At 62.8% G+C, this 20,503-nt stretch carries 20 protein-coding genes; 7 read left to right on the top strand and 13 right to left on the bottom strand.

Annotated elements, in window-relative coordinates:
• On the bottom strand, window positions 1-783 hold the full coding sequence (gene yaaA / locus KFO72_RS26890; protein ID WP_225033419.1) for a peroxide stress protein YaaA: 783 nt from the start codon (window positions 781-783) through the stop codon (window positions 1-3).
• 57 nt (window positions 784-840) lie between these two features.
• On the opposite strand from yaaA, the gene KFO72_RS26885 reads away from it, so the two are divergent.
• On the top strand, window positions 841-1,356 hold the full coding sequence (locus KFO72_RS26885) for a putative toxin-antitoxin system toxin component, PIN family (RefSeq protein ID WP_225033418.1): 516 nt from the start codon (window positions 841-843) through the stop codon (window positions 1,354-1,356).
• 154 nt (window positions 1,357-1,510) lie between these two features.
• Complete coding sequence (locus tag KFO72_RS26880) at window positions 1,511-2,701, top strand: pyridoxal phosphate-dependent aminotransferase (RefSeq protein ID WP_060600211.1); 1,191 nt, start codon at window positions 1,511-1,513, stop codon at window positions 2,699-2,701.
• A 106-nt stretch (window positions 2,702-2,807) separates the two neighbouring features.
• Here KFO72_RS26880 and KFO72_RS26875 read toward each other — a convergent pair whose 3' ends face one another.
• On the bottom strand, window positions 2,808-3,455 hold the full coding sequence (locus KFO72_RS26875; protein WP_062915553.1) for a glutathione S-transferase family protein: 648 nt from the start codon (window positions 3,453-3,455) through the stop codon (window positions 2,808-2,810).
• 127 nt (window positions 3,456-3,582) lie between these two features.
• On the opposite strand from KFO72_RS26875, the gene KFO72_RS26870 reads away from it, so the two are divergent.
• The 5 genes from KFO72_RS26870 to KFO72_RS26850 all read left to right on the top strand — a co-directional run bounded on the left by KFO72_RS26870 (window position 3,583) and on the right by KFO72_RS26850 (window position 9,086).
• Window positions 3,583-5,151 carry a 3-hydroxyacyl-CoA dehydrogenase gene (locus KFO72_RS26870; RefSeq protein ID WP_225033417.1) on the top strand — a complete coding sequence of 523 codons (1,569 nt, stop codon included), beginning with the start codon at window positions 3,583-3,585 and terminating at the stop codon, window positions 5,149-5,151.
• A complete protein-coding gene (locus KFO72_RS26865) occupies window positions 5,151-5,939 on the top strand; it encodes an oxepin-CoA hydrolase, alternative type (RefSeq protein ID WP_225033416.1) in 789 nt (262 codons plus the stop codon). The genes KFO72_RS26870 and KFO72_RS26865 overlap by 1 nt, the downstream gene beginning before the upstream one ends.
• Window positions 5,936-6,667, top strand: coding sequence for a histidine phosphatase family protein (locus KFO72_RS26860; protein ID WP_225033415.1), 732 nt, complete (start codon window positions 5,936-5,938; stop codon window positions 6,665-6,667). Before KFO72_RS26865 ends, KFO72_RS26860 begins: the two co-directional genes overlap by 4 nt.
• A 34-nt stretch (window positions 6,668-6,701) precedes the next feature.
• Window positions 6,702-7,802 carry a phosphotransferase gene (locus KFO72_RS26855; RefSeq protein ID WP_225033414.1) on the top strand — a complete coding sequence of 367 codons (1,101 nt, stop codon included), beginning with the start codon at window positions 6,702-6,704 and terminating at the stop codon, window positions 7,800-7,802.
• 66 nt (window positions 7,803-7,868) lie between these two features.
• A complete protein-coding gene (locus KFO72_RS26850; RefSeq protein WP_054930084.1) occupies window positions 7,869-9,086 on the top strand; it encodes an acyl-CoA dehydrogenase family protein in 1,218 nt (405 codons plus the stop codon).
• Between the two features lie 1,043 nt (window positions 9,087-10,129).
• On the opposite strand, the gene KFO72_RS26845 is transcribed toward KFO72_RS26850, so the two are convergent.
• From KFO72_RS26845 to nuoK, 11 genes are all read right to left on the bottom strand, one after another.
• Window positions 10,130-10,594 (bottom strand): MaoC family dehydratase, encoded by a 465-nt coding sequence (locus KFO72_RS26845; RefSeq protein WP_060600199.1) that lies wholly within the window; start codon window positions 10,592-10,594, stop codon window positions 10,130-10,132.
• Window positions 10,591-11,049: a MaoC family dehydratase gene (locus tag KFO72_RS26840; RefSeq protein ID WP_054930081.1), complete on the bottom strand. Its 459-nt coding sequence runs from the start codon at window positions 11,047-11,049 to the stop codon at window positions 10,591-10,593. The genes KFO72_RS26845 and KFO72_RS26840 overlap by 4 nt, the downstream gene beginning before the upstream one ends.
• 34 nt (window positions 11,050-11,083) lie before the next feature.
• Window positions 11,084-12,211, bottom strand: a complete 1,128-nt coding sequence (locus tag KFO72_RS26835) for an acyl-CoA dehydrogenase family protein (RefSeq protein WP_225033413.1) — start codon at window positions 12,209-12,211, stop codon at window positions 11,084-11,086.
• A gap of 10 nt (window positions 12,212-12,221) precedes the next feature.
• Complete coding sequence (locus KFO72_RS26830; RefSeq protein WP_225033412.1) at window positions 12,222-13,418, bottom strand: acyl-CoA dehydrogenase family protein; 1,197 nt, start codon at window positions 13,416-13,418, stop codon at window positions 12,222-12,224.
• Between the two features lie 54 nt (window positions 13,419-13,472).
• A complete protein-coding gene (locus KFO72_RS26825; protein WP_054930079.1) occupies window positions 13,473-13,916 on the bottom strand; it encodes a DUF1178 family protein in 444 nt (147 codons plus the stop codon).
• A gap of 233 nt (window positions 13,917-14,149) precedes the next feature.
• Window positions 14,150-14,740 carry an NUDIX domain-containing protein gene (locus tag KFO72_RS26820; protein WP_054930078.1) on the bottom strand — a complete coding sequence of 197 codons (591 nt, stop codon included), beginning with the start codon at window positions 14,738-14,740 and terminating at the stop codon, window positions 14,150-14,152.
• Window positions 14,741-14,781: 41 nt separating this feature from the next.
• Window positions 14,782-15,078, bottom strand: a complete 297-nt coding sequence (locus tag KFO72_RS26815) for a DUF2818 family protein (protein ID WP_060600196.1) — start codon at window positions 15,076-15,078, stop codon at window positions 14,782-14,784.
• Window positions 15,078-16,553 (bottom strand): NADH-quinone oxidoreductase subunit NuoN, encoded by a 1,476-nt coding sequence (nuoN, locus tag KFO72_RS26810; protein ID WP_225033411.1) that lies wholly within the window; start codon window positions 16,551-16,553, stop codon window positions 15,078-15,080. The genes KFO72_RS26815 and nuoN overlap by 1 nt, the downstream gene beginning before the upstream one ends.
• 25 nt (window positions 16,554-16,578) lie before the next feature.
• Entirely contained in the window at window positions 16,579-18,072 is a 1,494-nt protein-coding gene (locus KFO72_RS26805) for an NADH-quinone oxidoreductase subunit M (protein WP_054930075.1), read from the bottom strand.
• A 24-nt stretch (window positions 18,073-18,096) separates the two neighbouring features.
• A complete protein-coding gene (gene nuoL / locus KFO72_RS26800) occupies window positions 18,097-20,163 on the bottom strand; it encodes an NADH-quinone oxidoreductase subunit L (protein ID WP_060600193.1) in 2,067 nt (688 codons plus the stop codon).
• An 18-nt stretch (window positions 20,164-20,181) separates the two neighbouring features.
• Window positions 20,182-20,487, bottom strand: coding sequence for an NADH-quinone oxidoreductase subunit NuoK (nuoK, locus tag KFO72_RS26795; protein ID WP_007588140.1), 306 nt, complete (start codon window positions 20,485-20,487; stop codon window positions 20,182-20,184).
• Between the last annotated feature and the right edge of the window lie 16 nt (window positions 20,488-20,503).

Below are 20,503 nucleotides of genomic sequence, written 5' to 3'. Positions count from 1 at the left end.
TCAGTCAGCGATGCGCCGGCGAAAGACGTAGGTGGAATCGTTCGAAGCATCGGCGTCGAAAGCGTAGCCTTCGGCGTCGAAGCCCTTGAGTTGCTCCGGCGTTTCGAAGCGATTCGCCACCAGATAGCGCGCCATCAAACCGCGCGCGCGTTTCGCGTGAAAGCTGATGATCTTGTAGCGCCCGCCCTTCCAGTCCTCGAACACGGGCGTGATGACGGGCGCGGCGAGTTTCTTCGGTTTGACCGATTTGAAATATTCCGTCGACGCGCAGTTGACCAGCACGCGCGAGCCGTCCTGCTTCTTTTCCAGTTGCCGGTTGAGCGCCTGCGTGATGCGCTCGCCCCAGAACGCGTACAGATCCTTGCCGCGCCGGTTCTCGAAGCGCGTGCCCATTTCTAGCCGATACGGCTGCAGCAGATCGAGCGGACGCAGCAGACCGTAGAGGCCCGACAGCACGCGCACATGCTGCTGCGCATAGTCGAGATCGGATGCGGACAGCGACTTCGCGTCGAAGCCTTCATACACGTCGCCGTTGAATGCGAGCACGGCTTGCTTCGCATTGGACGTGTCGAATTTCGGCGACCAGTCGGCGTAACGCTGGAAATTCAGATGCGCGAGCTGATCGGAAATGTCCATCAGCGACGCGATGTCTTGCGGCGACAAGCGGCGCAGATCGCCGATCAGCTCGGCGGCGTCATCGACGAAATCGGGGATGGTGTGCTTCTTGACGTGCGGCGGGGTGTCGTAGTCGAGCGATTTGGCCGGCGACAGAACGATTATCATAGAGGCTTTCAGGCACGCCGTGCCTGGCGGTCAAAGACGAAAGCCAGATTGTAACGAATGCCCGAAACCCCTGCCTTGCCCGAACAGAACACGCCTGCCGCAAGAAATGCGGCGGCGCCCGCCGTCGTGCTCGATTCGAACGTGTGGATCGACATTCTCGTGTTCGACGACCCGCACACGCGCCCCATTCTCGCTGCGCTCGAAAGCGGTGCGCTGCGTGCGCTGATCGACGCACGCTGCCTCGCCGAACTCACTTACGTGCTCGACTATCCGCAGTTCGAAAAGCGCGCTGTCGACAAAACCGCCGCGCTCGCGACGCTCGCGCGGCTATCGACGCTAGTCGAGCCCACGCCCGACGAGAACGCGCCCACGCTGCCCAAATGCAAGGATCGCGACGACCAGAAGTTTCTCGAACTCGCTTATGCGATGCAGGCGGACTGGCTGGTCTCGAAAGATCGCGCGGTGTTGAAGCTCGCGAAACGGGTTGCCCGCGATTTCGGTTTCCGGATCGCGCAGCCCGCGCCGTTCGTCGTCGAATGTGCGCTGACGGCGCAAGCGCCTGTCGAGGCCTGACGGGCGCCAGCGCAGTCCGCAGACGAAACGAAACGGGGGCGACGCGACGCGCTGCCGGGCGGCACCGCCAACCGCCGCGCGGATTTTCCCTACAATCGAGCTTCACGCCTGACCACAACGGCATCAACGACCACGACCGCATCCGGACCGCGACATGAACGCACCGCACGATCTGACGAGCACGCCTATGACCACCCTGCCTCCATCGTTCCCATCCCGTCTGCCGACCGTCGGCACGACGATCTTCACCGTGATGAGCGCGCTCGCCGCCGAAAAGAACGCGGTCAATCTCGGCCAGGGCTTTCCGGATTTCGATTGCGATCCGCGCATCGTCGATGCCGTGGCCGGCGCGATGCGCGAAGGCCACAACCAGTACCCGCCGATGGCAGGCGTCGCGCCGCTGCGCCAGGCGATCTCCGAGAAGATCGCCAACCTGTACGGACGCCGCTACGACGCCACGACCGAAATCACGGTAACGGCGGGCGCGACGCAGGCGCTTCTGACGGCGATCCTGTGCGCCGTCCATCCGGGCGATGAAGTGATCGTGGTCGAGCCGACGTACGACAGCTACCTGCCGTCGATCGAACTGGCGGGCGGCAAGCCCGTGTTCGTCACGCTCGAAGCGCCCGACTACGCCATCCCGTTCGACAGGCTGGCCGCCGCGATCACGCCGAAAACGCGCATGATCCTCATCAACACGCCGCACAACCCGACGGGCACCGTCTGGCGCGCGGAGGACATGAAGAAGCTCGAAGAGATCGTACGCGGCACGAATGTGCTGATTCTTTCCGACGAAGTGTACGAGCACATGGTCTACGACGGCGCACCGCACGAAAGCGTGGCGCGCTATCCGGAACTCGCGCAGCGCAGCTTTGTGGTGTCGAGCTTCGGCAAGACGTATCACGTGACGGGCTGGAAGGTCGGCTACGTGGCCGCGCCCGCCGCGCTGACGGCGGAATTCCGCAAGGTCCATCAGTTCAACGTGTTCACCGTCAACACGCCGATGCAACTCGGCCTCGCGCACTATATGCAGGACCCGGCGCCGTATCTGAACCTGCCCGCCTTCTATCAGAAGAAGCGCGATTTCTTCCGCGCCGGTCTCGCGCAATCGCGCTTCAAGCTGTTGCCGTGCACGGGCACGTATTTCCAGTGCGTCGACTATTCGGCCATCAGCGACATGCCCGAAGCCGAATTCGCGCAATGGCTGACGAGCGAGATCGGCGTGGCCGCCATTCCCGTGTCGGCGTTCTATCACGAGTCGCATGAATCGGGCGTCGTGCGCTTCTGCTTCGCGAAGAAAGAAGACACGCTCGCCACCGCGCTCGAACGGCTGGCGCGTCTCTGAGATGGCGCGCGCGATGCTGCGAACGAACCCCGGTTCTTCGTCATCGCGCGCGAAGCGGCGCGGCGCCTGTCGGTCGCCGCATGCGGCGCGCGGTCGTGCCGCGCCCTCACTGCTTCTTTTGCGCTTCCATGTAGGCCTTGCGGTCGTCCGTCACGCGCTGCGCGGCCGGGCGTGCATTGATCGCCTTCACGTACGGCTTCCAGTCGATGCCGACATCGAGCAGAAAATCGCGCCCGTACACGGCCTGCGTCGCGATGCCGACGAGCGGCAAGCTCACGAAGCCCGCCACGTCCGCGATGCTGAACTGCTCGCCGCGCAGATACGGCGTGAACTTCGCGAGCCGCCTGAAGCCGCGGATATGATGGATCAGCAGTTTCTCGGTGCGCCCTTTCGTGGCGTCGGTGATCGTGCCGCCGAAGAACGCCTGCTTGTACAGATTGCGCGCCGTCAGTTCGAGATGCACGTCCACGAACGTGATCAATTCGCGCTCCTTCGCGGCTTCCCACGGGTCGCGCGAGAAGATTGCCTTCTCCGGAAAGGCCGCGGCCAGATATTCGATGATCGCCTGCGACTCGCACAGGCTGCCATGCTCAGTCACGATGTACGGCACCTTGCCGAGCGGCGAGTGTTCGAGCACCGCCTCGTCCTGGCTGAACGGAACGCACACTTCCTCGAACGGAATGCCGAATTCGAGCAGCGCAAACTTCACTTTGTTGTAATAGTTGGACAGCGCAAAACCGTGCAGCTTGATCATCCGGTGTCTCCCTGCGGATGGTTGTCGAAAGTCGCTTGCCATTCGTCGCGGACCGCGCACATGCACGCGCACACGACGAATTGAAACGAACGTACTATTTTAGAATAATCATGGAGTGAGTCACATCATGGCACCGAATACCTCTCGCCAGACCAGCATCGAGACCGTCGGCATCGTCGGCACGGGCGCGATGGGACGCGGCATCGCGCAGATCGCCGCGCTCGCGGGCCTCAAGGTCAGGCTCTACGACACGAATGCCGCTGCCATCGGCGCGGCGCGCGATTACCTGTCCGACACGTTCTCGAAGCTGGTCGCCAAAGGCAAGCTCGACAATTCGCGCTCGCTTGCCGCGCTCGCGAACGTAACGGGCGCCACGGCGATCGGCGAACTCAAGGACTGCGACCTCGTCGTCGAAGCGATCGTCGAAAAGCTCGATGTGAAGCGCGCGCTTTTCAAGGAACTCGAAGGCATCGTCAGCGAGCGCTGCATTCTCGCGTCGAATACGTCTTCACTGTCGATCACGGCGATTGCGGCCGCGTGCGCCGATCCATCGCGCGTCGTCGGCTATCACTTCTTCAATCCGGTGCCGCTGATGAAGGTCGTCGAAGTGATCGACGGCCTGCGCAGCGATCCCGCCGCCGGCGACGCGCTGATGGATCTCGCGCGCCGCGTGGGCCACACGCCCGTGCGCGCGAAGGATATGCCCGGCTTCGTCGTCAATCACGCGGGCCGCGGCATGAATACGGAGGGCTTGCGCGTCGCGGACGAAGGCGTCGCGAGCTTCGTCGATATCGACCGCATCATGCGCGAGCAGGCGGGCTTTCGTCTCGGGCCATTCGAGCTGCTCGATCTGACGGCGCTCGACGTGTCGCACCCGGTGATGGAATCGATCTATCACCAGTTCTATGAAGAGCCGCGCTTCACGCCGTCGCCGATCACGGGCACGCGCCTCGCGGGCGGGCTGATCGGGCGCAAGGCTGGCGAAGGCTTTTATGTATATGTCGACGGCAAGCAGCAGGCGCCTGTCGAAGCGCCCGCACCGACCGAGCTGCCGAAGCGAGTGTGGGTCAGCGCACGCGTGCCCGCTGCGCGCGACGCCGTGCTCGCGTTGATCGCGAAGGCCCGCGTCGCCGTCGACGAAGGCACCACCCCCGCCGCCGATTCGCTGATCGTCGTCACGCCGCTCGGCTTCGACGCGACCACCGCGGCTGTCGATGAAAACCTCGACGCGAGCCGCGTCGTTGCCATCGATACCCTCTTCCCGCTCGTCGACGCGCAACGCCGCACGCTGATGACCACGCCCGCAACGACGCGCGCCGCGCGCGATACCGCGCACGCTCTCTTCGCACACGACGGCGTGCCCGTCACTGTCATCCGCGATTCGACGGGCTTCGTCGCGCAGCGCGTGGTCGCGACGATCGTCAACATCGGCTGCGATATCGCACAGCGCCAGATTGCGTCGCCGCAGGACATCGACCTCGCCGTGACACTCGGCCTCGGCTATCCGCGGGGGCCGCTCGCCCTCGGCGATGCGCTCGGCGCCCAAACCATCCTGACCATTCTGCGCAACATGTTCAACGTGCTCGGCGATCCACGCTACCGTCCGTCGCCGTGGCTGGCGCGCCGCGCGCAACTCGGCATCTCGCTCACGCAAGCCGACGCCGCCGATCAGGACCACACGAAGGAGCAAGCGTAATGGCTGCCGAACTGCTCGCCTCCCGCCCAGCCGAAAGCGAATCGACGCTCGTGCTGACGCTGTCGAACCCGGGCGCGCGCAACGCGATGCACCCGGACATGTACGCCGCCGGCATCGAAGCAATCGACACCGCCGAACGCGATCCGTCGATCGGCGCCGTCGTCATCACGGGCGCGGACAACTTCTTCTGCGCGGGCGGCAACCTGAACCGTCTGCTCGAAAACCGCGCGAAAGATCCGTCCGTGCAGGCGCAAAGCATCGATCTGCTCGGCGAATGGATCGCCGCGTTGCAGGCGTCGTCGAAGCCGGTGATCGCGGCCGTCGACGGCGCGGCGGCAGGCGCGGGCTTTTCGCTTGCGCTCGCATGCGACCTGATCGTCGCCGCCGACGACGCGAAGTTCGTAATGTCGTATGCACGCGTCGGCCTTACGCCGGATGGCGGCGGCTCGTGGTTCCTCGCGCGCGCGTTGCCGCGTCAGATTGCAACGGAAGTGCTGATTGAAGGCAAGCCGATCGGCGCACAGCGTCTGTACGAGCTGGGCGTCGTCAACCGGCTCGTGAAGCCGGGCGCCGCGCGCGATACGGCGATCGCGTGGGCCGACGACCTCGGCAAGGTATCGCCGAATGCGAAGGCACGCATCAAAGGATTGATCGCGGCGGCGGGCGCGCAATCGCTGCCCGAGCATCTCGTTGCGGAGCGCGACAGCTTCGTCGCGTCGCTGCATCATCGCGACGGGCTGGAGGGCATCACCGCGTTCCTCGAAAAGCGCGCACCCAACTACAAATGAGCACGTCGACCGGGTCCGGCTATCAGTTGCCGAAGCGCCGCCGCATCTATCTGATGCGGCACGGCGACGTCACGTACTTCGATGCATCGGGCAGTACGATCGACCCCGAGCGCGTGCCGCTCAACGAAAACGGCCGCGCACAGGCCGATGCCGCCGGCCGCGCGTTTGCCGACCAGAACGTGCGGTTCGATCGCGTGATCGCCAGTGGCTTGCCGCGCACGGTCGAGACGGCACAGCGCGTGCTCGCGCAAATGAGCCAGCACACCGGGATCGACATCGAACCCGCATGGGAAGAAATACGCAGCGGCAAGCCGGGTTCGGTTCCCGCCCACGATCTCGAAGCGGCGTTTATCGGCGCGTTCGACGGCATCGTTGCGGAGGACCTGCAGTTTCTCGGCGGCGAGACGATCGGCGCACTGTTCGACCGCGTGCTGCCGGCGCTGGCCGCGCTGCGCGCCGACCCATCGTGGGATGTCGTATTGCTCGTGCTGCACGGCGGCGTCAATCGCGCGATCCTGTCGCATGCGATCACGGCGGGCGGCCGCACCTTCTTCGGCCATCTCGCGCAGGCGACGGGCTGCGTCAACGCGCTCGACGTCGGGGCCGCGCCGCGCGACTGGGTGGTGAGGATGATCAATCACGCGCCGCCCTCGCCGCTGCATCGTGACGTGCGCAATACGTCGATGGAAATGCTTTACGCACAATTCATTCAGAGCAGGCGCAGCTAGCAGGCCGATCGTTCGATCATCCAACGGAGGAGACATGCCGCAAGACGCGACACCTACCGACTACTCCGCTTTTGAAGGCACGCGGCCCGTCAGCGAACGGCAGCGCATCGACACGGGCGCCCTTTCCGCCTGGCTCGCGCAACATGTCGACGGCTTTGCCGGACCTCTGACGCTCGAACAATTCGCGGGCGGCCAGTCGAATCCAACCTTCAAGCTGATTACGCCGACGCGCGCTTATGTGATGCGCGCGAAGCCTGCCCCGTCCGCGAAACTGCTGCCGTCCGCGCATGCGATCGAGCGCGAGTATCGCGTGATGCATGCGCTGCGCGACACCGACGTACCCGTCGCGAAGATGCTCGCGCTATGCGAGGACGAAAGCGTGATCGGCCGGGCGTTCTACGTGATGGAGTTCGTCCAGGGCCGCGTGCTGTGGGACCCGTCGCTGCCCGGCATGACGCCTGCGCAGCGCGGTGCGATCTACGACGAGATGAATCGCGTGATCGCCGCGCTGCATAGCGTCGATGTCGCCAGGGTCGGGCTCGCGGACTACGGCAAGCCCGGCAACTACCTTGCGCGCCAGATCGGCCGATGGAGCAAGCAGTATCAGGCGTCGGAAACCGAACCGATCGACGCGATGCATCGCCTGATCGAATGGCTGCCGCAACATATGCCCGCCGAAACGGACGAACAAGCGGGCCAGCGCGTGTCCGTCGTGCACGGCGATTACCGGCTCGACAATCTGATCTTTGATCCGCACGAATCGCGCGTGCTAGCCGTGCTCGACTGGGAACTGTCGACGCTCGGCGATCCCCTCGCCGACTTTGCGTATCACTGCATGGCGTGGCATGTCGATCCAGAGCAGTTTCGGGGCATCGCCGGACTCGACTGGACCGCGCTCGGCATACCCGACGAGGCACGCTACGTGCAACGCTATTGCGAGCGCACCGGCCAGACGATTTGCGGCGACTGGAACTTCTATCTCGCGTACAACATGTTCCGCATCGCAGCGATCTTGCAGGGAATCATGAAGCGCGTGGTCGACGGCACGGCAGCGAGCGAACAGGCCGCCGACGCAGGACGGCGCGCCAGGCCGATGGCCGAACTTGCGTGGCGCTATGCGCAGAAGGTTCGCTGAGTGATGGGCCTGCGACACCGCGTGCTCGATCTGTAGACCGGATTCAACGACATCCACGAGGGCAAGATGAATTTCGACTACACCCCGAAGGTTCAGGCATTGCGCGACAAGTTGCTCGCATTCTTCGACGAGCACATCTATCCGAACGAACAGGCCTACGCTGCAGAAGTGGCGCGCAACCGTCAGGCGGGCAACGCGTGGGTGCCGACGGAACTGATCGAAACGCTGAAGCAGCAGGCGCGCGATGCCGGCCTATGGAACCTGTTTCTACCCGATTCCGAGCGCGGCGCGGGCCTGACGAACCTCGAATATGCGCCGCTGTGCGAGATCATGGGCCGTGTGCCGTGGTCGCCCGAGGTGTTCAACTGCAATGCGCCCGACACCGGCAACATGGAGACGATCGAGCGTTACGGCAACGAGGAGAACCGGCGCGAGTGGCTGGAGCCGCTGCTGCAAGGCCAGATCCGTTCGGCGTTTCTGATGACCGAGCCGGAGGTGGCGTCATCGGATGCGACCAACATTCAGACGAGCATCGTGCGCGACGGCGACGCGTATGTGATCAATGGGCACAAGTGGTGGTCGTCGGGCGCGGGCGATCCGCGCTGCAAGCTCTTCATCGTGATGGGCAAAACGGACCCTGAGGCGCCGCGTCACGCGCAGCAATCGATGATTCTCGTGCCTGCGGAGGCGACGGGGATTACGGTGCATCGACCGTTGAGCGTGTTCGGTTATGACGATGCGCCGCACGGGCATATGGAGATCACGCTGGATAACGTGCGCGTGCCTGCTGTGAATATGTTGCTTGGCGAGGGGCGCGGGTTTGAGATTGCGCAGGGGCGGCTCGGGCCGGGACGCATTCATCATTGCATGCGGTTGATCGGGCTTGCTGAGCGTGCGCTCGAGTTGATGTGCAGGCGCACGCTGCAGCGTGTGGCGTTTGGCAAGCCGATTGCGGCGCAGACTGTTACGCAGGAGCGGATTGCCGAGGCGAGGTGTCTGATCGAGCAGGCCCGGTTGCTGACGCTGAAGACGGCTTACATGATGGATACCGTCGGGAATAAAGGCGCGCGCGGTGAGATCGCGATGATCAAGGTTGTTGCGCCCAACATGGCGTGTCAGGTGATTGACTGGGCCATTCAGGCGCATGGCGCGGCTGGGATGTGTGATGATTTTCCTCTGGCTTATGCCTATACCACCGCGCGGTGGTTGCGGTTTGCTGATGGGCCAGATGAGGTGCATCGGAATGCTATTGCCAAGATTGAGCTTGGGAAGTATTCGGAGTGATGCGCTGGCATCCGCGGTTTTTTTGCGCTGGCATCCGCGAATTGTTAGCGTGCTTCACGCGTCGCCGGTGTGCGTTTGCCTTTGCGCTGGCATCCGCGATGCGTTAGCTCGCTTCACGCGTCGCCCCTGTGCGGGGCGGCACCTACTTTTCTTTGCCGCCGCAAAGAAAAGTAGGCAAAAGAAAGCGGCTCACACCGCCAGTTCTTGTGTTTGCCTGAGGGCCCCCAAAGGTTCTTACAATTCACACGGCAACGCTCTGTTCAATGCCCGCTGCCAACGCTTCGAAAGTGCGCCTCACCCGCTTCATGCACCCGTACAACAACCAGCGGCAGCGAATGGTTTGTGCCGCCCAGGCGGCAAACTGTGTGTAGGCGTTCGCACCATAAATGCCTCACTCCGGACCAGGTAGTAAGGTCGGTGTTTCTGATAAGAGCAATGACGTGTGAAGCGGGACAACCTACACACAGTTTGCCACCTTGGCGGCGGCAGACTGTGTGGCACGGCGTGCTGTGACGCGGATGCATGAAGCGGGTGAGGCGTACAGAGAGAGCGTTGGCAACGCACGTGTACAGGTGCGTTGCCGTGAAAAGTACGGGGACGTTAGGGGCCCGTGGACAAATGTCAAAGGCTGGCGGTGTGAGCCGCTTTCTTTTGCCTACTTTTCTTTGCGGCGGCAAAGAAAAGTAGGTGCCGCCCCGCACAGGGGCGACGCTTGAAGCGAGCTAACGCATCGCGGATGCCAGCGCAAAGGCAAACGCACACCGGCGACGCCTGAAGCACGCTAACAATTCGCGGATGCCCGCGCAAAATCCAAAACCGCGGATGCCAGCGCAAAAAACCGCAAACGCCAGCGGCAAAGACAAGACGCGGAAGTGGTGTGTCTGACCGAGCGTCGAGCGTCGGGCCGATGCCGCACATCTGGAACATGCCTGCGAGGCGCGGGCGTGCCGGTTGGGGTTTTCGGATGAAAAAGCGAAGCAAATACCGTTCGGCGCGACGCAGTGCGCAAAGCACTGAACATCGCGCAACACCAGCGGGCGCACCTAGAAATAGTGCCGCGTAATGAACTCCGCAATGCACACGGGGCGCTCGCTACCCTGCCGTTCGAGCGTCACATTCCACGTGATCTGCACACCGCCCTCTTCGACATCCGTCACGCCCGCGAGCACGAAGCTCGCCCGCAACCGCGACCCGACAGGTACAGGTGCCGTAAAGCGCACGCGGTTGAGCCCGTAGTTGACGCCCATGCGCTGCTCGAAACGGAACGTATCGACGAGCAACGCAGGTATCAACGACAGCGTCAGAAAACCGTGCGCAATCGGTCCGCCGAACGGCGACTCGCGCTTCGCGCGCTCGGGATCGACATGAATCCATTGATGATCGCCCGTTGCCACAGCAAAGCGATCGACGCTCGCCTGATCGACCTCGACCCACGCGCTCAAGCGCGGCGGCTGGCCGACGAGCCCACGTACGTCGGCGGTCGAAGCGAGCGTCAGGTCCGGCGTCATGCCGCCGACCCCGGATTGCGCAGCCCGAAGATCGCCTTCGAGCGCACGGTAATCACGAGTTCGCCGTTCTGATTGAACCCCTGCCATTCCGTCGACACGATGCCGCGATCCGGCTTGCTCGCCGACACGCGCTTGTCGAGCACGCTGTTCATCATGCGGATCGTGTCGCCGACGCGTACCGGCTTGAGCCAGCGCAAATCGTCGATGCCCGGCGACCCCATCGATGTCGAACCCGCCAGCACGTTGCGCACCAGCATGCCCATCATCACCGAGCAGGTATGCCAGCCGCTCGCGATCAGCGTGCCGTACGGCGATGCGGCAGCGCCCGCATCGCTGACGTGAAACGGCTGCGGATCGAACTGCTCCGCGAACCGGACGATCTCGTCGCGCGTGAAGGTATGCGAGCCGACTTCATACGACTTGCCGACTTCCATGTCCTCGTAACTCAAACCCATCGTTCACCTCGTTTGCATGTGTTGGCGGCGGCGCTCATGCGTCGGCCGTTGCGAAGCCCGGCAGCGCGGCGAAGCGCGCCAGATGATGATCGACATCGCCGAGCGTGGTTTCGATGATAGCGAGACGCTTGAACAGATGCGCAGCCGCGACCTCGTTGGTCACGCCCATGCCGCCATGCAACTGCACTGCCTGCTGTCCGACGAAGCGCGCCGCCTGCCCCACCCGCACTTTTGCCGCCGATACCGCGCGGCGGCGCTCGTCGACATCGTCGCTGCCGTAACGCACGGCCGCCAGATACGTCGCCGAGCGCGCCTGCTCGGTGTGGATCAGCATCTCGACCATCCGGTGCTGCAGCGCCTGGAAGCGCGCAATCGGCACACCGAACTGCTGGCGGGTCTTCGTGTATTCGACGGTTGCGTGATTCAGCGCATCGAGCGCGCCGACCGCTTCCGCACACAGCAACACCACGCCGTAGTCCGCGATGTGCTCCAGCGCGGCGGCGCCCGCGTGCCTGCCGTCCAGCTTGCGCGCCGGCGTTGCGTTGAATGCGAGCGTCGCGGCGCGCTGGCCGTCGATCGTCCGATAGTCGGTGATCTGCGCGTTCGCGGCAGCGCGCGCGACGACGAACAGCGCAATCTCGCCGTCGAGCCGCGCGGGCACGATCCAGTGATCGGCCTGCGCGCCATGCTGCACGACCGATTTCGTGCCGCTCAACGCGTAGCCATCGCCGTGGCGCGTCGCGGTCGTGTCGATCGAGAAAAGATCGTAACGTGCGCCGGGTTCATGGAACGCGACGGCCAGCCGGATCTCGCCTTGCGCCGCGCGTTCGAGCAACGCGGCATCGTCGCCGTCACCCGTGCCGGACAGCTTCAGCGCCTCGATGCCGACAGCCGTCGACCAGTACGGCTCGACGACCATCGCTCGGCCGAGTTCCTGCATCACAACCAGCATGTCGATCGTGCCGCCGTCGAAGCCGCCTTGCGCTTCGGGCACGGGCAACGTGGTCAGGCCCAGTTCGGCAAACGCGGACCAATGCTCGTCCGATACGCCCGCTTCCGTTCGAACGATCGCCTGTCGCGCCTCGAAACCGTATTGCTTGTCGAGATAACGGCGCAGCGCGTCCGCGAATTGCTGCTGTTCGTCGGTGAAATTGAAGTCCATGCGCCGCTCCTCACAGTCCGAGAATCATCTGCGCGATGATGTTCTTTTGAATTTCGTTCGAGCCGCCGTAGATCGACGTCTTGCGGTAGTTGAAGTAGTACGCGGCGAGCGGCGCGGCGTCGTCGTCGCCCGCGATGCTGTGCGCGCGTTCGCCTTCGAGGAACCGCAGATCGAACGGCGCGGCGAGCGGCCCGACGGCTTCGAACATCAGTTCCGTCAGCGCCTGCTGCACTTCCGTGCCCTTGATCTTCAGCATCGACGCTTCCGGCCCCGGCCCGCGGCCGCCCGCTTCATTCGCTACCACCCGCTGCACCGTCACTTCGAGCGCCATCAGTTCGATTTCGAGGCTCGCGACCTTCGCCGCGAACAGCGGATCGAGCAGCAACGGCTTGCCGTTCTTCTTCTGATTCAGCGCAATGCGCTTGAGAAAGGCAAGTTCGCGCTTCGACTGCCCGACGCGCGCGATGCCCGTACGCTCGTGGCCGAGCAGATACTTCGCGTAAGTCCAGCCGCGGTTCTCGTCGCCGACGAGGTTGTCGACGGGGACTTTCACGTCTTCGAAGAACACTTCGTTGACTTCGTGATCTTCGTCGAGCGTGATGATGGGGCGCACGGTGATGCCCGGCGTCTTCATGTCGATCAGCAGGAAGGAAATGCCCTCCTGCTTTTTCGCGCCGCTGTCCGTGCGCACGAGGCAGAACATCATGTCGGCGTGCTGGCCTAGCGTCGTCCAGGTCTTCTGGCCGTTGACGACGTAGTGATCGCCGACCCGCTCGGCGCGCGTGCGCAGCGATGCCAGATCGGAGCCCGAGCCCGGCTCGGAATAGCCCTGGCACCACCAGTCGGTGCCGTCGAGAATGCGCGGCAAGTAGTGGCGCTTCTGCGCTTCGCTGCCGTACTTCATCAGCACGGGCGCGACCATCGATACGCCGAACGGCAGCACCGTCGGCGCGCCGAGCCGGGCGCACTCCTCGTCCCAGATATGACGCTGCGTTGCGTTCCAGTCCGGACCGCCAAATTCCGCAGGCCATGCAGGCGCCGACCAGCCGCGCCGGCCGAGCAGCTTGTGCCAGTTCGCGAAGTCGTCGCGATTCAGGCGCTTATGATTGAGAACTTTGTCGCGCAGCTCGTCAGGCAGATTCGCTTCGAGCCAGGCGCGGATGTCGGCGCGGAATGCGTCGTCGGCGGGGGAATAGTTCAAGTCCATGCGCAGTGTCTCCTGGCCGCGGCCTTGCGCCGCCAGGAGCACTGCAAGCCACGATTATTGCAGCGGCTCTTTCAGTGCGGCGGGTACAGGCAGCGGCATCACATCGATGCCTTCTTCGACGAGGGCTCGCGCGTCCTCGGGCGTCGTGACGCCCCGGATGCTGCGAGCAGGCGCTTCGTTGTAGTGGATGCGCCGTGCTTCCTCGGCAAAGCGGTCGCCCACGTTCTCGGTCTTTTCCAGCACCTCGCGCAGCACGCGCATCACGTGCGCCTGCAGTTCGCCAACGTTCGCCGCCGCTTTCTCCTTCGATGCGTTCGACGCACTCGTCGCGCCCGACAGATTCAGACGCGGCGCCGACGGCAAACGGCTCACTTCCGTCGCACCGCAGATGGGACATGCGACCAGCTTGCGGGACAACTGCGATTCGAAGTCATCGGCGGAAGCGAACCAGCCTTCGAACCGATGATCGTGCGGGCACTGTAGATCGAGGACCTTCATGTGGAATCAGGGCTTGCGTACGAGTTTAGCGCAAAATTGAGATTTGTGAACGATCGTTCGCTAATGCTTTTACTTTTAGCGGTCCGGACGACCCGGCAGCGAACGGTAATCAGGCATTCTAGCGCGTTGGCGCAAGACACGCCGACGCTCGAATAGCTGCGTGCGGCGAACGCCGGAAATGCAAAACGGCAGCGCAAGGCTGCCGTTTTGCATCGACGCGAGGCCAGTGAAGCTCAGCCCGCCTCGGGCGGATTCTCCGGCCACGCACCCGACAGCAGTTTCTCCAGCCAGAACGTGCCGATGATCGTCTTCACGTCGCTCACCTGCCCGGTACGCACCCATTCCGACACATCCGACAGCTTCGCGATGAACGTCTCCAGGAACTCGCCGTCGTCGAGCTTGCGCTCGCCCGCCGTCAGGCCGCGCGCGACGTAGATGTCGATGAACTCCGTCGAGTATGAAATGATGGGATGAACGCGCGTCAGATAGACGTATTCGCGCGCCGTATAGCCCGTTTCTTCGAGCAGTTCGCGCTTTGCACAGGCCAGGGGATCTTCGTTCGGATCGAGCTTGCCCGCCGGATACTCGACCATCACCTTGCCCATCGCATACCGGTACTGGCTTTCCATCAGCACGCGGCCGTCGTCGAACAGCGGGATCACCATCACGGCGCCGGGATGCTGCACGTATTCGCGCGTCGCCTGCTTGCCATCGGGCAAGCGCACGGTGTCGCATTTGACCGTCATGAACGGCCCTTGATAGGCGACTTCGCTCTTGATGCAGGTTTCTTTCAGCGCGGTGTCGTGATCGGGGAGTTCTGCCATATGCGACCTCTTTGCGGCAAGAAGCGCGACGGCTGGAACCGTCAGCGCCGTTTGACGAGATATTGAAACGTGAAGCCCGGGAAGGCGAGCACGATGAACAGGCTGAAGGTGATGGCGTAGAACTGCCATCCCTGCTCGAAGCGGTTGCCGGCGCGGGCTTCGAGCATGAAGCCGAGCGCGCCGACGATGAAATACAGCACGATCAGTTCGCCGATCCTGACCCACGCGCTTTTTTTCGTGGCCTTCAGCGGCATGACACCGAACAGCCGCTGATTCAGGAACGGCAGGTTGGCGCCGACGAGCGCCAACAGCACGATGAACCACCCCGCTGCCGACATTACAGCGGCAGCGTATGCGTAATCGCGTTCAGGCAGAGCGACATCAACGGGCCCGGAACGATGCCGAGCACCAGCACGGCCACGCCGTTGAGCGCCAGCAGCGCGCGCTTGCAGGTGTCGCCCGCGATCGGCGTCGTGTCGACGGGATCGTCGAAGTAAACCAGCTTGACGATGCGCAGGTAGTAGAACGCGCCGAACAGCGACGTAATCACCGCGAGCACAGCGAGCCAAGTGAGGCCAGCGTTCATCGTCGCTTCGAGCACGGCGAGCTTCGCGTAGAAGCCGACCGTCGGCGGGATGCCGGCGAGCGAGAACATCAGCACCATCATCACGAAGGCGAACACCGGGCTGCGCTGGTTGAGACCCTTGAAGTCGTCCAGCGTTTCGGCTTCGAAGTCGCGGCGCGCGAGCAGCATGACCACACCGAACGAGCCGAGCGTCGTCAGGAGATAGACGATGCTGTAGAACATCGCCGAACCGTACGCGCTCGCCGCTGCGCCCGTCTTGCCGTCCACGACGCCGGCCAGCAGGCCGAGCAGCACGAAGCCCATGTTCGAGATCGCCGAGTACGCCAGCATCCGCTTGATGTTGCGCTGGACGATACCCGTGATGTTGCCGACGATCATCGACAGCGCGGCCAGAATGACGAGCATTTCTTGCCAGTCGACAGCGAGCGGCAGCAGGCCCATCACCAGGAAGCGCAGACCCCATGCAAACGCGGCAACCTTCGGACCGCCGCCGACCAGCATCGTCATCGCAGTCGGCGCGCCTTGATAGACGTCGGGCACCCACATGTGGAACGGCACGGCGCCCATCTTGAACGCGATGCCCGCGACGATGAAGATCACGCCGAACAGCAGCACGACATCATTGATACGACCGGACGCCACGGCCTTCAGCACTTCGTTCAGTTCGAGCGAACCCGTCGCGCCGTAGAGCATCGAAATGCCGTACAGCAGGAAGCCCGAAGCCAGCGCGCCCAGCACGTAGTACTTCATTGCGGCTTCGTTCGACGGTGCATGTTCGCGGCGCAGCGCGATCACGGCGTACAGCGACAGCGACATCAATTCCAGACCGAGGTACAGGGTCAGGAAGTTGTTGCCGGAGATCATCACCAGCTGGCCGAGCAGCGAGAACATGCCGAGCAGGAAGAAGTTGCCCTCGTACAGGCCGCGATCTTCCAGATATTTGCGCGAGTAGACGATCGACACCGCGTAGCCCAGCGACACCACCGCCTTCATCACGTTGGCGAACGGGTCCACCACGTACATGCGCGAGAAGTAGTATTGCGGCCCGGTGCCCGAGAAGGCGTCGACGGCGAACCAGATGCCGGCCACGACCGTGGAAATCAGCGCGATGAAATACGTCGTGCGGCGGCTGTTCGGGCCAACGAACGTGTCGATAAGCCACGCGACGACGATAGCGGTCATCACTAGCGCGTCGGGTAACAAGGCGGTCATAGGTGCGTTTTGCATGATCTTTAAATTCCTCCGCTTCGCATCACTGCGACAGCGGCAGCTTCGACTGCGCAACGTGGGACAGAAGGTTCTCCACCGACACGTGCATTACTTCGGTAAAGGGCTTCGGATAGATGCCCATGTACAGCGTCAACGCGGCGAGCACGGCCAGCATGAAGAACTCGCGACGATTGATGTCGACGAGGTTCTTTACATGGTCGTTCACCACCGCGCCGAAGTACACGCGCTTGTACATCCACAACGTATAGGCCGCGCCGAGAATCAGCGTGACGGCCGCACCGAACGCGATCCAGAAGTTGTACTGGACAGCGGCCAGAATCACCATGAACTCGCCGACGAAGCCGGAGGTGCCCGGCAGGCCGCAGTTCGCCATCGAGAACAGCATCACGAGCGCCGCGAACTTCGGCATCGTATTGACGACGCCGCCGTAATCGGCGATCTGACGCGAGTGCATGCGGTCATACAGCACGCCGATGCAAAGGAACATCGCACCCGACACGAAGCCGTGCGAGATCATCTGCACGATCGCGCCTTCCGTGCCGAGCTGGTTGAAGATGAAGAAGCCGAGCGTGACGAAGCCCATGTGCGCGATCGACGAATACGCGACCAGCTTCTTCATGTCGGCCTGCACCATCGCAACGAGACCGATGTACACGACGGCGATCAGCGACAGCGTGATCACCACGGGCGCCAGCAAATGGCTCGCATCCGGCGCGATGGGCAGCGAGAAGCGCAGGAAACCGTATGCGCCGAGCTTCAGCATGATCGCGGCCAGCACGACCGAGCCGCCCGTCGGCGCTTCCACGTGCGCGTCAGGCAACCACGTGTGGACGGGCCACATCGGCACCTTGACGGCGAACGCGAGGAAGAACGCGATGAACAGCAGCACCTGCGGTGTCATCGACAGCTTCGCGGCGTGCCATGTTGCCAGATCGAACGTGCCCGTCTGCGTGTACAGATACAGCAGGCCGACCAGCATCAGCAGCGAGCCCATCAGCGTGTACAGGAAGAACTTGAACGCCGCATACACGCGGTTCGCCCCGCCCCACACGCCGATGATGATGTACATCGGAATCAGCGTCGCTTCGAAGAACACATAGAACAGCATGCCGTCGGCCGACGAAAACACGCCCACCATGATGCCCGACAGGATCAGGAACGCCGCGAGATACTGCGCGACGTTCTTCGTGATCACTTCCCATGCTGCGATCACGACGATCACCGTGATCAACGCCGTCAACACGACGAACCACATCGCAATACCGTCGATGCCCAGGTGGTACGTGATGTTGAAGCGCTCGATCCAGTTGGCCTTTTCTTCGAACTGCAATGCTGCCGTACTCGTGTCGAAGTCCGTCATCAACGGAATCGTCACGATGAAACTCAACACCGACCCGATCAGCGCAATCCATCGCGCCGGACCGGGATTGCGATCTGAACCGATGGCCAGAACCACCAGGCCGAAAATAATCGGCATCCAGATCGCGATACTCAGAATCGGAAACGTCGTGTGCATGAGAATTGTCTCCAGCCTGTTTTTTTATTTGCCGCCGAGCGTTACAAACAGGGTCAGGAGCCCCAGCATGCCGATGATCATGGCGAATGCGTAGTGGTAGATGTAACCCGATTGCAGGAAACGGATCACGCTCGCAAACCAGCCGATAAAGCGTGCGCTACCGTTGACAATGCCGTCAATGACCACGACGTCGCCTTCTTTCCACAGCCCGCGGCCGATGGCCACGGCGCCGCGCGCGAACACGACTTCGTTGATCTTGTCCATGTAGTACTTGTTATCCAGCAGCGTGTAGATCGGGCCGAAACCACGCTTGATCACGGCGGGGAGATCCGGACGCTTCAGGTACAGGAACCAGGAGACCACCACACCAGCCAGCGCCAGCCACACCGGCAAGCCCGACGCAGCGTGCAGGCCCATCGACGCCCAGCCCTGGAATTCTTCGGCCATCTCGTGCAGCGCCGGATGGTTTTCGCCGATGAAGATCACCTTCTCGAACGCCACGCCGTGCTGGAAGAAATCGCCATACAGCATCGGGCCGATTGCGATTGCGCCGATCACGATAGACGGAATGGCGAGCAACACGAGCGGCAGCCAGACGACCCACGGCGTTTCGTGCGGTTCGTGAGCGTGATGGTCGTCGTGACCGTGCCCGTGATCGTCGTGATGACCATGGCCGTGCGCCGCTGCTTCCGCGCCCATCGGCGAATCAGGATGCTTCGGACCGCGGAAGCGCTCTTCGCCGTGGAACACCATGAAGTACATGCGGAACGAGTACAGCGCCGTGACGAACACGCTCGCGACAACCGCGAAGTACGCGAAGCCCGAACCCGGCAGATGCGACAGCTTCACCGCATCGATGATCGAATCTTTCGAGTAGAAGCCCGAGAAGAACGGCGTGCCGATCAGCGCCAGCGAGCCGATCAGCGACGTGATCCACGTAATGGGCATGTACTTGCGCAGGCCGCCCATGTTGCGCATGTCCTGGTCGTGGTGCATGCCGATGATCACCGAACCCGCGCCGAGGAACAGCAGCGCCTTGAAGAACGCGTGCGTCATCAGGTGGAACACGGCGACCGGGTATGCCGACACGCCGAGCGCGACCGTCATGTAGCCGAGTTGCGACAGCGTGGAGTACGCGACGACGCGCTTGATGTCGTTCTGCACGATGCCGAGGAAGCCCATGAACAGCGCCGTGATCGCGCCGATCACCGTGATGAACGACAGCGCCGCGTCCGACAGCTCGAACAGCGGCGACATGCGCGTCACCATGAAGATACCGGCCGTCACCATGGTTGCCGCGTGAATCAGTGCGGAGATCGGCGTCGGGCCTTCCATCGAGTCGGGCAGCCACACGTGCAGCGGGAACTGCGCGGACTTACCCATCGCGCCGATGAACAGGCAGATACACGCGACCGTCAGCAGGCCCCAGTCGGTGCCGGGGAAGCTCAGCGAGGCCAGTTCATGGCTCTTCGCGAACACGTCGCCGTAGTTCATCGAGCCGCCGTATGCGAGGATCAGACCGATGCCGAGAATGAAGCCGAAGTCGCCCACGCGGTTGACGATGAACGCCTTCATGTTCGCGTAGATGGCACTTTCACGCTTGAAGTAGAAGCCGATCAGCAGGTACGACACGAGACCCACCGCTTCCCAGCCGAAGAACAGCTGCAGGAAGTTGTTGCTCATCACGAGCATCAGCATCGAGAACGTGAACAGCGAGATGTACGAGAAGAAGCGCTCGTAGCCCGTTTCCTCGTCGGCCATGTAGCCGATCGTGTAGACGTGCACCATCAGCGACACGAAGGTCACCACGCACATCATCATCGCCGTGAGCGTATCGACGAGGAAGCCGACTTCGAACTTCACCTTGCCAACCGTCATCCATTCGTACACGGTCGCGTTGAAGCTCGCGCCATGGAGCACATCGAGAAAGACGATGCACGAGAGCACGAACGAAATGGCGACGCCGAGAATCGTGACCGAGTGCGCACCGGCACGCCCCACCGTCTTGCCGAAGAGCCCCGCAATCAGCGAGCCGGCCAGCGGTGCAAGCGCTACCGCCAGCAACAGGTTTTCATTGAGTGTCGTTGACATAACAGCCTGTGCCTGAAGTTAACCTTTGAGCTGATCGAGATCCTCGACATTGATCGTGTCGAGGCTACGGAACAGGGTCACCAGAATTGCAAGACCGATCGCCGCTTCTGCTGCCGCAACCGTCAGCACGAAGAAAACGAAGATCTGGCCATGCACATCGCCGAGATAATGCGAGAACGCGACGAAGTTCGTGTTGACCGCCAGCAGCATCAGTTCAATTGCCATCAGGATGATGATGACGTTGCGACGGTTCAGGAAAATGCCAACGATGCTGATCGCGAACAGGATCGCGCCGAGCACGAGGTAATGAGCAAGGGACAACATGTTTTTCTCCTCCTGA

The organism is Paraburkholderia sp. XV (genome assembly GCF_020177535.1).
Taxonomy (GTDB): domain Bacteria; phylum Pseudomonadota; class Gammaproteobacteria; order Burkholderiales; family Burkholderiaceae; genus Paraburkholderia; species Paraburkholderia caribensis.
Note: the sequence above shows the minus strand (reverse complement) of the source record. Positions and strands in the feature narration are given on the sequence as shown.

What these genes read in the sequence shown, in the direction of transcription:
- KFO72_RS26840 (WP_054930081.1), bottom strand. Translation starts at nt 11,049, where the DNA reads ATGGGTTTGAGTTACGAGGACATGGAAGTCGGCAAGTCGTATGAAGTC.
- KFO72_RS26885 (WP_225033418.1), top strand. Translation starts at nt 841, where the DNA reads ATGCCCGAAACCCCTGCCTTGCCCGAACAGAACACGCCTGCCGCAAGA.
- KFO72_RS26835 (WP_225033413.1), bottom strand. Translation starts at nt 12,211, where the DNA reads ATGGACTTCAATTTCACCGACGAACAGCAGCAATTCGCGGACGCGCTG.
- KFO72_RS26875 (WP_062915553.1), bottom strand. Translation starts at nt 3,455, where the DNA reads ATGATCAAGCTGCACGGTTTTGCGCTGTCCAACTATTACAACAAAGTG.
- KFO72_RS26855 (WP_225033414.1), top strand. Translation starts at nt 6,702, where the DNA reads ATGCCGCAAGACGCGACACCTACCGACTACTCCGCTTTTGAAGGCACG.
- KFO72_RS26870 (WP_225033417.1), top strand. Translation starts at nt 3,583, where the DNA reads ATGGCACCGAATACCTCTCGCCAGACCAGCATCGAGACCGTCGGCATC.
- yaaA (WP_225033419.1), bottom strand. Translation starts at nt 783, where the DNA reads ATGATAATCGTTCTGTCGCCGGCCAAATCGCTCGACTACGACACCCCG.
- nuoL (WP_060600193.1), bottom strand. Translation starts at nt 20,163, where the DNA reads ATGTCAACGACACTCAATGAAAACCTGTTGCTGGCGGTAGCGCTTGCA.
- KFO72_RS26845 (WP_060600199.1), bottom strand. Translation starts at nt 10,594, where the DNA reads ATGACGCCGGACCTGACGCTCGCTTCGACCGCCGACGTACGTGGGCTC.
- KFO72_RS26850 (WP_054930084.1), top strand. Translation starts at nt 7,869, where the DNA reads ATGAATTTCGACTACACCCCGAAGGTTCAGGCATTGCGCGACAAGTTG.
- KFO72_RS26815 (WP_060600196.1), bottom strand. Translation starts at nt 15,078, where the DNA reads ATGTCGGCAGCGGGGTGGTTCATCGTGCTGTTGGCGCTCGTCGGCGCC.
- KFO72_RS26860 (WP_225033415.1), top strand. Translation starts at nt 5,936, where the DNA reads ATGAGCACGTCGACCGGGTCCGGCTATCAGTTGCCGAAGCGCCGCCGC.
- KFO72_RS26820 (WP_054930078.1), bottom strand. Translation starts at nt 14,740, where the DNA reads ATGGCAGAACTCCCCGATCACGACACCGCGCTGAAAGAAACCTGCATC.
- KFO72_RS26805 (WP_054930075.1), bottom strand. Translation starts at nt 18,072, where the DNA reads ATGCACACGACGTTTCCGATTCTGAGTATCGCGATCTGGATGCCGATT.
- KFO72_RS26830 (WP_225033412.1), bottom strand. Translation starts at nt 13,418, where the DNA reads ATGGACTTGAACTATTCCCCCGCCGACGACGCATTCCGCGCCGACATC.
- nuoK (WP_007588140.1), bottom strand. Translation starts at nt 20,487, where the DNA reads ATGTTGTCCCTTGCTCATTACCTCGTGCTCGGCGCGATCCTGTTCGCG.
- KFO72_RS26880 (WP_060600211.1), top strand. Translation starts at nt 1,511, where the DNA reads ATGAACGCACCGCACGATCTGACGAGCACGCCTATGACCACCCTGCCT.
- KFO72_RS26825 (WP_054930079.1), bottom strand. Translation starts at nt 13,916, where the DNA reads ATGAAGGTCCTCGATCTACAGTGCCCGCACGATCATCGGTTCGAAGGC.
- KFO72_RS26865 (WP_225033416.1), top strand. Translation starts at nt 5,151, where the DNA reads ATGGCTGCCGAACTGCTCGCCTCCCGCCCAGCCGAAAGCGAATCGACG.
- nuoN (WP_225033411.1), bottom strand. Translation starts at nt 16,553, where the DNA reads ATGCAAAACGCACCTATGACCGCCTTGTTACCCGACGCGCTAGTGATG.